The 12,561-nt window shown below is 75.5% G+C and carries 13 protein-coding genes; 7 read left to right on the top strand and 6 right to left on the bottom strand.

The annotated features are described in order from the left end of the window. The 3 genes from CLV92_RS08620 to CLV92_RS08610 all read right to left on the bottom strand — a co-directional run bounded on the left by CLV92_RS08620 (position 1) and on the right by CLV92_RS08610 (position 2,837). Entirely contained in the window at positions 1–1,191 is a 1,191-nt protein-coding gene (locus CLV92_RS08620; RefSeq protein WP_104432404.1) for a carboxylate-amine ligase, read from the bottom strand. Between the two features lie 65 nt (positions 1,192–1,256). After that, positions 1,257–1,757 carry a shikimate kinase gene (locus tag CLV92_RS08615; RefSeq protein WP_211290982.1) on the bottom strand — a complete coding sequence of 167 codons (501 nt, stop codon included), beginning with the start codon at positions 1,755–1,757 and terminating at the stop codon, positions 1,257–1,259. 207 nt (positions 1,758–1,964) lie between these two features. Continuing rightward, positions 1,965–2,837, bottom strand: coding sequence for an IclR family transcriptional regulator domain-containing protein (locus CLV92_RS08610; RefSeq protein ID WP_104432403.1), 873 nt, complete (start codon positions 2,835–2,837; stop codon positions 1,965–1,967). 62 nt (positions 2,838–2,899) lie between these two features. On the opposite strand from CLV92_RS08610, the gene CLV92_RS08605 reads away from it, so the two are divergent. The 7 genes from CLV92_RS08605 to CLV92_RS08575 all read left to right on the top strand — a co-directional run bounded on the left by CLV92_RS08605 (position 2,900) and on the right by CLV92_RS08575 (position 9,568). Continuing rightward, positions 2,900–4,102 (top strand): thiolase family protein, encoded by a 1,203-nt coding sequence (locus CLV92_RS08605; RefSeq protein WP_245886587.1) that lies wholly within the window; start codon positions 2,900–2,902, stop codon positions 4,100–4,102. Between the two features lie 161 nt (positions 4,103–4,263). Further along, entirely contained in the window at positions 4,264–4,992 is a 729-nt protein-coding gene (gene pcaH, locus CLV92_RS08600) for a protocatechuate 3,4-dioxygenase subunit beta (protein ID WP_104432558.1), read from the top strand. Further along, positions 4,989–5,591 carry a protocatechuate 3,4-dioxygenase subunit alpha gene (gene pcaG / locus CLV92_RS08595; protein WP_211290981.1) on the top strand — a complete coding sequence of 201 codons (603 nt, stop codon included), beginning with the start codon at positions 4,989–4,991 and terminating at the stop codon, positions 5,589–5,591. The genes pcaH and pcaG overlap by 4 nt, the downstream gene beginning before the upstream one ends. Further along, positions 5,588–6,853 carry a lyase family protein gene (locus tag CLV92_RS08590; RefSeq protein WP_104432402.1) on the top strand — a complete coding sequence of 422 codons (1,266 nt, stop codon included), beginning with the start codon at positions 5,588–5,590 and terminating at the stop codon, positions 6,851–6,853. The genes pcaG and CLV92_RS08590 overlap by 4 nt, the downstream gene beginning before the upstream one ends. Then, on the top strand, positions 6,850–8,112 hold the full coding sequence (gene pcaDC, locus CLV92_RS08585) for a bifunctional 3-oxoadipate enol-lactonase/4-carboxymuconolactone decarboxylase PcaDC (RefSeq protein ID WP_104432401.1): 1,263 nt from the start codon (positions 6,850–6,852) through the stop codon (positions 8,110–8,112). Before CLV92_RS08590 ends, pcaDC begins: the two co-directional genes overlap by 4 nt. Beyond that, a complete protein-coding gene (locus CLV92_RS08580; RefSeq protein ID WP_104432400.1) occupies positions 8,112–8,918 on the top strand; it encodes a CoA transferase subunit A in 807 nt (268 codons plus the stop codon). The genes pcaDC and CLV92_RS08580 overlap by 1 nt, the downstream gene beginning before the upstream one ends. Beyond that, the gene (locus CLV92_RS08575; protein ID WP_104432399.1) at positions 8,918–9,568 is read left to right on the top strand and encodes a CoA transferase subunit B; all 651 of its coding nucleotides are present in this window, start codon (positions 8,918–8,920) and stop codon (positions 9,566–9,568) included. Before CLV92_RS08580 ends, CLV92_RS08575 begins: the two co-directional genes overlap by 1 nt. Positions 9,569–9,635: 67 nt before the next feature. On the opposite strand, the gene CLV92_RS08570 is transcribed toward CLV92_RS08575, so the two are convergent. Genes CLV92_RS08570 through CLV92_RS08560 form a run of 3 tightly spaced genes read right to left on the bottom strand, consistent with a single transcriptional unit; the run spans position 9,636 to position 12,518 of the window. Further along, positions 9,636–11,027, bottom strand: coding sequence for a hypothetical protein (locus CLV92_RS08570; protein WP_104432398.1), 1,392 nt, complete (start codon positions 11,025–11,027; stop codon positions 9,636–9,638). Further along, the gene (locus CLV92_RS08565; protein ID WP_104432397.1) at positions 11,017–11,574 is read right to left on the bottom strand and encodes a hypothetical protein; all 558 of its coding nucleotides are present in this window, start codon (positions 11,572–11,574) and stop codon (positions 11,017–11,019) included. Before CLV92_RS08565 ends, CLV92_RS08570 begins: the two co-directional genes overlap by 11 nt. Next, positions 11,571–12,518: a hypothetical protein gene (locus tag CLV92_RS08560; RefSeq protein WP_104432396.1), complete on the bottom strand. Its 948-nt coding sequence runs from the start codon at positions 12,516–12,518 to the stop codon at positions 11,571–11,573. Before CLV92_RS08560 ends, CLV92_RS08565 begins: the two co-directional genes overlap by 4 nt. Positions 12,519–12,561 lie beyond the last annotated feature (43 nt).

Below are 12,561 nucleotides of genomic sequence, written 5' to 3'. Positions count from 1 at the left end.
CTACGACGCGCCGAGGAGCCCCCCGCTGGCCGCCAGCGACTCCGCGGCGAGCATCCGCGCCACCTCCTGCGGGTCACCGGTGCGGTGCAGCACCTCCCGCTGCCGCGCCGCGGAGGTGCCGCGGGCGAGCACCCGCGCCGCGAGGTCGCGGACCTCCCGGTCCTCGCCGTGCTGCTCGAGGTCGTCGCGCAGCTCGCCCAGCAGGCGCTGCACGGCGACGGCGGCGGGGACGAGGTCCTGGCGGAGGGGGTCGAAGAGCTGCTCGGACACTCCGTGGCGGGAGGCGCGCCAGCGCGCCGCGCGCAGCAGCTCGGGGCGGACCGCGGGCACGGGGTCACCGGCCCGGGCGCGGGCGGCGAGGACCCGCGTCAGGGACCGGACCAGCGCCGCGTGCAGGACGGCGTCGTCGAGGCTCGTGCAGACGTCGCCGATGCGGTACTCCAGCGTCGGGTAGCGCTGCGAGGGGCGCACGTCCCAGTACAGGTGGGAGGCGTCGTCGATGATCCCGGCGACGGTGAGGCCGTCGACGACCTCGCGGTAGGTGGCGGCGTCGCCGAGGGGCTCGGGCGAGCCGGCGATCGCCCAGCGGGAGAACCACTGGGTGCGGTAGCTGTCGTAGCCGGTGTCCACGCCCTCGTGGAACGGCGAGCTGCCGGTGAGGGCGAGGACGACGGGCAGGTACGGACGCACCCGGTCCATGACGGCGACGGCGGTGTCCACGTCCGGCACGCCGACGTGGACGTGGCAGCCGCAGATGACCTGCTGCAGCGCCAGGACCCCCCAGCGCTCCAGCAGGTGCAGGTAGCGGGGGCGGGAGGTGAGGCGCTGCTCCTCCCAGGAGGCGGAGGGGTGCGTCGAGGCGGCCAGCACCGTGGCGCCGGCGCGCGCGGCGGCCCGGGCTGCGGCGGCCCGGGCGCGGGCGAGCTCGCGGCGCAGCTCCTCCAGCGTGGAGCAGACGGGGGTGGCGATCTCGAGCTGCGTGGTGGCGATCTCGGCGTCCACGCCCTCGAGGTCGCCGTGCACGGCGTCGGCGTTGAGCCGGGCGTCGTCGAGGAGCGCGAAGGTCTCCGCGTCCACGACGTGGTACTCCTCCTCGACGCCGAGGGAGGCGCCGACGGCAGCGGGGGCGCTCGGGGCCTGCGCGGGGGCGGCGGGGCGGACGCGGGGGGACGGTGCGGTGCGAGGGGGCACCCGGGACTCCTGGGCGGTGGGTGTCGCGCCGGGGCGCGGGGGCCGGTCCCGGCCCCCGCCGGGAGTTACCCCGCGGCCGTCGCTCCCAAGCGCCGGGCGAGGACCTCGTCGGCGACCTCCTCGGGGCTGCGCCCGTCGACGTCGACGGTGAGGGAGGCGACCGACTCGTAGACGGCGGCGCGTCCGGCGTGCAGCTCGCGCAGGCCGGGGCGGTGCAGCAGCGGGCGCAGGGGGTCGCCGCCGATGCGCCGCAGGACCTCCTCGAACCCGACGCGGAGGTGGACGACGGTGTGGGCGGCGAGGACCTCGCGGGTGGCGGGGCGTCCGCAGGCTCCCCCGCCGAGGGCGACGACGGCCTCGGGGCCGGCCAGGACGTCGGCGACGGCGCGCTGCTCGAGGTCGCGGAAGGCCTCCTCGCCCTCGGTGGCGAAGACGTCGCCGACGGGGCGGCCGGCCCGCTGCTCGCAGACGGCGTCGGTGTCGGTGAAGGGCAGCTGCAGCCGCTCGGCGAGGAGCTGCCCGACGGTGGTCTTGCCCGCGCCCATGAAGCCGACGAGCACGATCACGTGGGCTCCCCTCCGCGTTCCTGCCGGGAACCTCCGGCTGCTCGACCCGCGTCGCGGCGCGGTCGTGCGCCGTGCGGGGGACCCGACCCTAGCGGCCGGGTCGGCTCGGTTGACCGCCTGCGCGCACCGACCTACAGTCGATCCGTACAGCGAACATGCGTTCGCCTAGCGAACGGAGATGCGGTGCGGCGGTCCTCCCGGCGGTCCCTAGGGGAACTCCACGCGTGCCGCGTCCGGGCGGACGAGGGCCAGCTCCCGGCCCACCTCCGCGCAGGCGCGCAGCAGCTCCGGCAGGTGCCGCTCGCGCACGGAGTCCCCCGTGGTCCCCGCCACCTGCGTGGAGACGTTCAGCGCGGCCACCGTCTCCCCCCGCGTGTTGCGCACCGGAGCGGCCACCGAGCGCAGACCGGGCTCCAGCTCCCCCTCGACCAGCGCCCAGCCCTGCCCGCGCACCTCCTCCAGGTGCCGCTCCAGCTCGGCGGGGTCCACGACGGTGCGCGGGGTGAACGCGACGAGCGGCGTCTCCTCCAGGTAGCGCCGCAGCTCGGCCGGCGGGAGCCCCGCGAGCAGCACCCGGCCCATGGAGGTCGCGTGCGCCGGGAAGCGGGTGCCCAGGGTGATGCCCACCGTCATGATCCGCCGGGTGGGGACCCGCGCCACATAGACGATGTCGCCTCGGTCCAGGACCGAGGCGGAACTCGACTCCCCCAGCGCGCGGGACAGCCTCTCCAGGTGCGGCTGCGCGACCTCCGGCAGGCCCAGGCCGGAGAGGAAGCTGTGGCCCAGTTCCAGGACCAGCGGCGTGAGGGCGAACGTGCGGCCGTTGCCGCGGACGTAGCCCAGGTGCTCCAGCGTCAGCAGCAGCCGCCGCGCGCTCGCCCGGGACACCTCCGCACGGCGGGCGACGTCGCTCAGCGACAACTCCTGGCGGTCCTGGCCGAAAGCGCGGATGACCGCCAGCCCGCGCGCCAGGGACTGCACGAACCGCTCGCTGGTGACCGCCTCCGCCTCGTCGCCGACGGGGCGGGAAACCCCCGTCCCCGCGTCAGCGGGCACGAGGTCGTCGCCAGGGCTCTGCATCCGGCAATCATGGCAGCGGGGAGCGCAGGACCCGCGGCAGCACCGACGACGGGAGGGGCGCCATGCCCACGGGGACGACGATGAAGGGCGCGGGCGTGTACGTCCTGGACTCCGCGCGCACCCCCTTCGGCAGGTACGGCGGGGCCCTGGCCGGCGTGCGGCCCGACGACCTCGCCGCCCACGTGCTGCGTGTCCTGCTGCAGCGCAACGCGGATCTGGATCCCGCGAGCGTCGACGAGGTCGTGCTCGGCAACGCCAACGGCGCCGGCGAGGAGAACCGCAACGTCGCCCGGATGGCGGCACTGCTGGCCGGGATGCCCACCTCCGTGCCGGGCGTGACGGTCAACCGACTCTGCGGTTCCAGCATGGAGGCGGCGATCCAGGGCTACCGGCAGATCGCCCTCGGCGAGGCCGGGGTCGTGCTCGCCGGCGGGGTGGAGTCCATGACCCGCTCGCCGTGGGTGCTGCCGAAGGCGGCCCGGCCGTTCCCCACGGGCGACGCCGAACTCGTCTCCACGACCCTCGGCTGGCGCCTGGTGAACCCCGCGATGCCGCAGGAGTGGACGATCTCGCTGGGTGCGAGCGCCGAGCACCTGGCCGACCTCCACGGCATCTCCCGGGAGGAGCAGGACGAATTCGCCGTCCGCAGCCACCGCCTCGCCGCGGCCGCGTGGGACGGCGGCGTGCACGCCGAGGACGTGGTGCCCGTCCCGGGGACGGACCTCGTGCGCGACGAGGCGGTGCGCCCGGGCACGACGGTGGAGACCTTGGCGGGGCTGAAGCCGGCGTTCCGCGCCGGTGGGACCGTCACGGCGGGGAACTCCTCCCCGCTGACCGACGGCGCCAGTGCGGTGCTGCTCGCCGGTGAGGAGGCCACCGCCCGCCTCGGGGTGGAACCCCTGGCGCGCCTGGTGGCCTCGGCGTCCTCCGCCTGCGACCCGCAGGTCTTCGGCACCGCCCCGGTGGAGGCCGCGAACCGGGCGCTGACGAGGGCCGGCATCGGCTGGGACGACCTCGCGCTCGTCGACCTCAACGAGGCGTTCGCCGCGCAGAGCCTGGCGTGCCTGCGCGGCTGGCCGGACCTGGACCCGGAGAAGCTGAACCGCTGCGGCGGGGCGATCGCCCTGGGGCACCCGCTGGGGGCCTCCGGAACGCGCCTCATCGGAACCCTGGCGCGGCAGTTGCGCGCCCGCGGCGGCGGCTGGGGTCTGGCCACCCTCTGCATCGGCGTCGGGCAGGGCCTCGCGGTCGTCCTGCACGCCTGAGCGCACTCCCCCACACTTCCCCCCTGACCCTCGACGGAGAGGAGGACGCCGTGAGCTCCACCCCCAGCACGGCGCAGAGTTCACCCCAGGGTCCCCCCACGGGTTCCCCGCGGGGCCCGGTTCCCGGACCCCAGCGGCGCGACGGCGGCGCGGGTCCCCGGCTGCTGGTGCTGCGCCGCTACGAGGACGTCCCCGCGGGCGCGCACCCGCCGCACGACTTCCCGGACTACCGCAGCACCGTCCTGCGCCACCCGCTGCGGGCGCCGTTCGACCTGCCGCAGCGGCTCACGGAGGTCACCGGACCGGTGCTCGACGACCGCCGCCCCGCCGTCCACGACGACGACCTCACCCGCCAGCACGAGGGCGAACCCATCGGCCAGCGCATCGTCGTGCACGGGCGCGTCCTCGACTCCGACGGGCGCGCCGTCCCCGACGCGCTGGTGGAGGTCTGGCAGGCCAACGCCGGCGGTCGCTACCGCCACGACCTGGACCGCTGGCCCAGTCCGGTGGACCCGAACTTCTCCGGGGTGGGGCGCACCACCACCGACGGCGAGGGCCGCTACCGGTTCACCACGATCATGCCGGGCGCCTACCCGTGGCGGAACCACCCCAACGCCTGGCGGCCGGCGCACATCCACTTCTCCCTCTTCGGCCGGGCGTTCACGCAGCGCCTGGTGACGCAGATGTACTTCCCCGACGACTCCCTCTTCGCCCAGGACCCGATGATCCGCTCCATCCCGGATCCGAAGGGCGTGCAGCGACTGGTGAGCCGCTTCGACTGGAACGCCACGGAACCGGACTGGGCCCTGGGCTACGAGTGGGACATCGTGCTGCGCGGCGACGCCGCCACCCCGTTCGAGGACCCCGACCACGAGGAGGACCACGCGTGAGCACCACGGTGGCCCGCGGCGGCGACGGGCCGGACGCGGCGAAGCTGGCCCTCACCCCCTCGCAGACCGTCGGTCCCTACCTGGCGATCGGGCTCACCTGGGCGGACGGGCCGGAGATCGCCACCGCCGGCCTGCCCGGCGCGTTCCTGCTGCGCGGAACCCTGCGCGACGGCGCCGGGGATCCCGTGCCGGACGGGATGCTGGAGATCTGGCAGGCCGATCCGGACGGCCGCTTCGACCACCCCGACGACCCCCGCGGTGCGGTGGTGGTGCCCGGGTTCCGCGGGTACGGCCGCTGCCTCACCGACACCGAGGGCCGGTTCTGGTTCCGCACGGTGAAGCCCGGCCAGGTGCCCGACGGCGACGGCGGCGCGCAGGCTCCGCACCTGGACGTCACCGTGATGGCGCGCGGACTGCTGGACCGGCTCGTCACGCGGATCTACTTCGCCGACGAGGAGCCCGCCAACGCCGAGGACCCGGTGCTGCGCAGCCTGCCGGAGGAGGTGAGGGGAACGCTGCTGGCCCGCCCCGCCGAGGGCGGCTACGTCTTCGACGTGGTCCTGCAGGGCGAGGGTGAGACGGCGTTCTTCCGCCTGTGACGAGCGGGCCGGCCTCCCTCTTCGACGCGCAGTTCGGTGCCGGCGAGGTGGCGGGGCTGGTGGACGCGGGGACCTGGTTCGCGACGCTGGTGGAGGTGGAGGCCGAACTCGTCCTCGCCGCCGCCGACGCCGGGGCGGTGCCCGCCGCGGAGGCGGCCGCGGTGGCTGCGACGCTGCGCTCGGCCCTGGCCGGCGGGAGGGTTTCCCCCGCGGACGTGGTGGCGGCCTCAGCGCTCAGCGGCAACCCCGTCGTGCCGCTGGTGCCCGCGCTGCGCGCGCTGGTGCCGCAGGAGCAGCGGCGCTGGGTGCACCTGGGGGCGACGAGCCAGGACGTGCTGGACACCGCCATGGTGCTGGTGGCCCGGCGCGCGGTGGCAGCGCTGACCGGCGACCTCGACGCCGCCGTCGGCACCTGCCTGGCGCTGGCGGGCGAGCACGCGGGCACTCCCCTGCTGGGCCGGACGCTGCTGCAGGCGGCACTGCCGACGACGTTCGGGCTCAAGGCCGCCACGTGGGCGAGCGCCCTCGACGGCGCCTGCGCGCGGCTCGGCGTCGTGGTCGCCGCCCTGCCGGTGCAGTACGCCGGTCCGGTCGGCACCCTCTCCGGCACCCCGGAGCGGGGGCAGGCGATCCGCTCCGCGCTGGCGCGGCGCCTCCGGCTGGCCGACGCCCCCGGCCCGTGGCACACGGTGCGGCTGCCGGTGGCGGACCTCGCCGGGGCGCTGTGCACGGCGGCCGGGGCGGTGGCCACCGTCGCGGTGGACGTGCTGCTGCTGGCGCAGACGGAGGTCGGGGAGGTCCGGGAGGGTGCCGCCGGGCGGGGCGGGTCCTCGTCCATGCCGCACAAGGCCAACCCGGTCGCCGCGGTCACCGCCCGGGCCTGCGCCCGGCGTGCGCCCGGCCTGGGGGCGACGCTGTTCGCGGCGATGGAGCAGGAGCACGAGCGCGCGGCCGGCGCCTGGCACGCGGAGTGGGAGGCCCTCTCCGACCTGCTGCGGGTGACCGGCTCCGCGGCGCACTGGATCCGCGACTGCCTCGCCTCCCTGGAGGTGGACGCCGCGGCGATGCGACGCACCCTCGACGCGCAGCCCGTGGAGCTGCGGCGGGGCTGGGAACGTGATGGAGGCAACGTGGACACCGCAGCCGCGGCCTTGCAGGCTGGGCGCATGGTCGACGAGGTGGTCGCCCGCCGCTCCGGCGTGCTGCCCGGTGGGATGCCGCGGGGCGGTACCCGGCGTGCCGACGCGGGTGGCGGGGCGTGAGCGCGCCGGCGCCGGGGCTGCTGCACCACCAGCTCGACGAGCCGCTGCCAGCCACGGCCGGCACCCCCACCCTGCTGCTGCTGGGTTCGCTCGGCTCACCGCTGCAGGTGTGGGCACCGCAGGTGGCGGTGCTGGCCCGGCGCTTCCGGGTGCTGCGTCTGGACCTGCCCGGTCACGGCTCCTCCCCCGCACCGGAGGGCCCCTACGCCCTCGACGACCTCGTCGACGCGGTCGTGGCCACCCTGGACGCCCTGGACGCCCCGCCCGTGCACGTCGCGGGGGTCTCGCTCGGCGGGATGGTGGCGATGCGGCTGGCGGCCCGGGAGCCGCGGCGGGTGCGCAGCCTCGTGCTGTTCTGCACCTCCGCGCGCCTCGGACCGGCGCAGGCCTGGCGGGAGCGGGCGCAGCTCGTGCGGGAGTCGGGCACCGCGGCGGTCGCCGAGACCGTCGTGGGCCGCTGGCTCACCCCCGCCTTCGCCCGCCGCCACCCCGACCTGGTGGCGTCGCTGCGGGCGATGGTGGAGGGCACCGACGACACCGGCTACGCGGGCTGCTGCGAGGCGGTGGCGGCGATGGACCTGACGGGCGACCTGCCCCGCATCGACGTGCCGGTGCTCGCCGTGGCCGGGGCGGACGACCCGGCCACGCCGCCGGAGCACCTGCGGGCCATCGCCGACGCGGTGCCCTCGGCGCGCCTGGAGGTCGTCGCCGACGCCGCCCACGTCCTCCCCCTGGAGCACCCGGAGACCGCGACGCAGCTCATCACCGGCCACGTCCTCGCGGTCGAGGGCGGCTCCCCGCGGGGGCTGCCCCGCACGGACGCGGAGCGGCACGCGGCGGGCATGCGGACCCGGCGGGAGGTCCTCGGCGACGCCCACGTCGACGCGGCGGTGGCCGGGACGACGGCCTTCACGGCGGGGTTCCAGGACTTCATCACCCGCTACGCCTGGGGCGATCTGTGGCAGCGGCCCGGCCTGGACCGCCGCTCCCGCAGCATGGTGACCCTCGCCGTGCTCACCACCCTCGGGCAGGAGCACGAACTCGGCATGCACGTGCGCGCCGCCCTGCGCAACGGCCTGACGGCCGCGGAGATCGGCGAGGTGCTGCAGCACTGCGCCGTCTACGCCGGCGTCCCGGCCGCCAACCGAGCGTTCGCCCTCGCCCAGCAGATCCTGGACGGGGAACCCTCCCGCGGCACCGCACCCGGCGCCGCGGGACCACCCGGCGCCGGTGGCGCCGAGACAGAGGAGGAGCGGTGATGGACAAGGTCGTGCCGTCCGCGGCGGAGGCGGTGGCGGACATCCCGTCCGGCGCGAGCCTCGCGGTCGGCGGATTCGGGTTGTCGGGCATCCCCTGGGTGCTCATCGAGGCGCTGCTGGAGCAGGGCGCCGACGACCTGACCGTCGTCTCCAACAACTGCGGCACCGACGGGCACGGGCTCGGGCTGCTGCTGGACGCCCAGCGCATCGTCCGCGTCGTGGCCTCCTACGTGGGCGAGAACAAGGAGTTCGCCCGCCAGTACCTCTCCGGGGAGCTGCACGTCGAGCTCACCCCGCAGGGCACCCTTGCGGAGAAGCTGCGAGCGGGCGGCGCCGGCATCGGCGCGTTCTTCACCCCCTCCGGGGTGGGCACCCAGGTCGCCGAGGGCGGCCTGCCGTGGCGGTACCACACCGACGGCACCGTGCGCACCGCCTCCCCCGCCAAGGAGGTCCGCACCATCGGCGGCAAGGAGATGGTGCTGGAGGAGTCCATCACCACCGACTTCGCCCTGGTGCGCGCCGCGGTCGCCGACCGGCACGGCAACGCCGTGTTCCACGCCTCCGCCCGCAACTTCAACCCGCCGGCCGCCACCGCCGGGCGCATCACCATCCTCGAGGCCGAGCGCCTCGTGGAGCCGGGCGAACTGGACCCGGACGCCGTGCACCTGCCCGGCGTGTACGTGCAGCGCGTCGTCGCCCTCACCCCCGAGCAGGTGGCGCACAAGGACATCGAGAAGCGCACCGTGCGCGAGCGCCCCGGGGACGGCAGCGCGGGTGCCGGAGCCGGTTCGGAGGGGAGCGCCTGATGGGCTGGAGCCGGGAGCAGATCGCCGCGCGCGCCGCGCAGGAGATCCACGACGGGCAGTACGTGAACCTCGGCATCGGCCTGCCCACCCTCATCCCCAACTACATCCCCGACGGGCGCTCGGTCGTCCTGCACGCGGAGAACGGCATCCTGGGCGTCGGGCCGTACCCCTACGAGGACCAGGTCGACCCGGACCTCATCAACGCCGGCAAGGAGACCGTCACCGTCCTGCCGGGCGCGGCGTTCTTCGACTCCGCCACGAGCTTCGGGATGATCCGCGGCGGCCACATCGACGTGGCGGTCCTGGGCGCGATGCAGGTCTCGGCGAACGGCGACCTCGCGAACTGGATGGTGCCGGGGTCGATGGTGAAGGGCATGGGCGGGGCGATGGACCTCGTCCACGGCGCCCGCCGCGTCATCGTCATCATGGAGCACACCACCCGCACCGGGGAGGCGAAGCTGCTGCCCGAGTGCACCCTGCCCCTGACCGGCAAGGGCGTCGTGTCGCGGGTCATCACGAACCTGGCCGTCCTCGACGTGCAGGACGGCGCGTTCCGCCTCGTGGAGCTCGCCGACGGGGTGACCTACGAGGAGGTCGTGGCGGCGACGGGCGCGCCCGTGGAGGACGCGCGGTCGGTGCCGGCGTCCTGACGCCACGGGCCGGCCCGCACCGTGAGGTGCGGGCCGGCCTTTTCCGCGACCACGGCCGCGGCGGGGGTCAGTTCCCCGTGAGCACGACCTCGGCGGTGAGGCGGGGACGGGCGGAGACGAACGGCGAGGCGTGCGGCTCGTAGTCGATCCTGCTGCCCTGCACGAGGTTGGTGCCGCCACAGCGGTTCTGCGCCACGGCGTAGCCGTTGCTGATCCCGTCGGAGGAGCTCGTGCGCATCGAGATGCTCTCTTGCGCGGCCACGGCACCGTCGGCGGCCTGGGACTGGGCCTCCATGGCCACGTCCCGGCCCGACACGAGGGTGAGGCCCGGCAGGAACGCCTCGACGGTGGCCTGCTTCAGGGTGATGTCACCGTCGTCGGCCCGCGGGCAGGAGCCGAGGTTGTCGCTGGACTCCGTGATGACGGTCTGCCGCGCGGTGCCTCCCCCGCCGCCGTACTGGATCTCGGCGGAGGCGCGGTAGACGTAGAACACCCCCTGGACCCCCACGGGCGGCGCGGTCTGCGACCAGGTCTTCGTGGCCGCGCTGTAGGCCCAGTTCCCCGGGGTCGGCGTGACGACGGGGCTGCCGGGGGCGCAGGGTGCGGCGCCCGGGAGGGGGCGGTGGGCCCTGCCGTCGGGGCAGAGGTCGTACCAGTTCGCGACGTTCGCCATGGCGTAGGTCGTGTGCAGGAGCCGCGGGTCGATCACGGGGATCGGCATCTCGCCCTGCCCGCTGACTCCGCCGGGCAGTTGCGCCGCGCCGACCGCGGTGACGCGGCCGTCGATGCCGCGAGCGGTGCTCATGGCCCGTCCGGACTGGTTGCCGTTGGTGTGCACCCCCGCACGCTGGGCCCCGCTGGCGTCGTGGGTGTTGAAGCTGCCCAGGACGTCGAGGTCGGTGCCGGTGAGCAAGGCGGCCTCCACCTGGAAGACCGGCAGCGCGTACTCGGCCATGACCAGGGTGCCGGACTCGGGACTGCCGTCCGGGGCCCAGCCCAGCGAGTAGACGGCGCGGCTGTTGGTGGTGCGCACCACCCGGTAGCTGCCGGTGGGGGTGACGTAGGTCTGCGACGGCGGCTGCGCCAGCAGGACCGCGCGGGCCCAGTCGTACTGCGCCTGCGGGTCCGTCCAGCCGGTCTGCTCGGTGAAGCCGGCGGCGACGATCGCCGCGGTGGGCACCGTGCTCGCCGGCGTCGCCGCGGACGAGCCGACGGAGATCTGGGCGGCGACGGCCTGCACGCCGGCGCGGGCCGCCCGGTCCCCGGCGTCCCCGGCGAGGTGGCGCCTGGCCTCGGTGAGGTCCTGGACCGCCACGACGAAGAACACGGGCAGCAGCATCGCCAGGACGCCGAGGATGCCGAGAGTCGCGAGGAGGGCGTAGCCGTCCTCGCCGGCGGGGGCACTGCGCTGCTGCGGGTCCGTCGAGCCGTCGGGAGCGGCGGGGGTGTCAGTGCTCATGGGCGTTCTCCAGGGCGACGGACCAGGTCCGGGGGGCGGGGTCGTCGGTGCCGTGGGCGAGGGCGACCCCCACCTCACGGATCTTCTGGCTGGAGGGCGTGCGGTCGAAGGTGAACGTGACGCTCGCCCGCTCCCGCGAGAGGCCCAGGCAGTGCGCGGCGGCGGAGCCCGCCGTGCGGCACAGGCGCCCCTGGGCGTCGACGTTCCAGGTGATGAGCTCGCCGGGCTGGCGCATGTAGTCGGCGTTGTCGTCGAGCCACAGGGTGACGGCCGTGGCGGTCGTGACGGTGGCGGGGACGCCGACCACCGCGCGGGCGTCCTCCAGGTCGGCGCCGAGCCGCTCGGTGCCGACCATCCCGGCGTCGAACTGAGCGCTGCTGGCGATGATGCCGTCGCCGGCGCGCATCGTGGAGAAGAGGGCCGTGAACGCCATCCCGGCCATCAGCACGCCGATGAGCGCGGCGACCTGCACCTCGACGAGGGTGATCCCCCGGTCGTCGGGGCGTCGCAGCGCGGCGAGCGCGGCAGGGGCGGGGTTGCGGTTCACGGGACGGTCACCTCCACAGCGGCCTCGCGGGTGGCGGTGGGGTCGACGGTCGACGTGGTCGTCGCGGTGATCGTGTAGGTGCCGGGCCCCGGCAGTGGGACGGTCAGGACCGCCTGCAGGCGCTGGCCGCTCTCCAGTGAGCCGCTCGCTCCCCTGCCGGTCGCACGGGAATCCGTGAGGCTGCGCTCTCCGACGAGGTCGCCGTTGGCGTCGGTGTGCCACTGCGTCACGACGGGGACGGTGGTGGTGCCGCGTCGCACGGTGGCGTTCAGCACCCACTGGTCGCGGTTGCCGTGGTTGGCGAGGAGGAAGGGGACCGCCACCGTCGTGCCGGTCGCACCAGGGACCGCGCCGGGCTGCCACGTCCAGCTCGCCGAGGTGCCGCGGTCGACGTCGGCGACGAGGGTGCTCGCCCAGCGCCGGTGCTCCTTGCCGCGCAGCTCCCACGTGACGAGGGCGCTGAAACGGCGGCAGGTGCAGTTCGCGGGCTGGGTGACGTAGCGGGAGACCCGGTAGGTGGTGTTCTCGTGGGCGTCGGTGCCACGGTGCGCCATCGCCGGGAGGGTGGCTGCCGCGGTCACGACCGGCTCGGCGACGCGTCCGCCGAGCGTGGCCTGCAGCGCACCGCCGCTGGAGCGGACGAGGGGGTCACCGGCCAGTTCCGCGGTCCGCAGCGCGAGCTGGGAGTACGGCAGGGCACGCGCCCCGGCGGTCTCCTCGCGCAGCAGGTCGGCGGCGTGGGCGTTCTGGTGCGTGAAGTCGGCCGCCCGCAGGGCGTCGATGACGGCGACGGAGCCGCCGGTCACGACGGCGAGGCCGAGCACCATCGCCATGAGGGCCTCGACGAGGGTGAACCCGGCGTCGGCCACGGAGGTGGGAGGGCGGTCGGGGTGGACCGCAGCGGCGGACTTCTCCCACGACGTCGGCGGCGTGAGGAGGGGCATGCTTGTGGTTCGTCCGATGCGGCGGGTGACTGGAGACGCCGCA

Source organism: Kineococcus xinjiangensis, assembly GCF_002934625.1.
GTDB classification, from domain to species: Bacteria; Actinomycetota; Actinomycetes; order Actinomycetales; family Kineococcaceae; genus Kineococcus_A; species Kineococcus_A xinjiangensis.
Note: the sequence above shows the minus strand (reverse complement) of the source record. Positions and strands in the feature narration are given on the sequence as shown.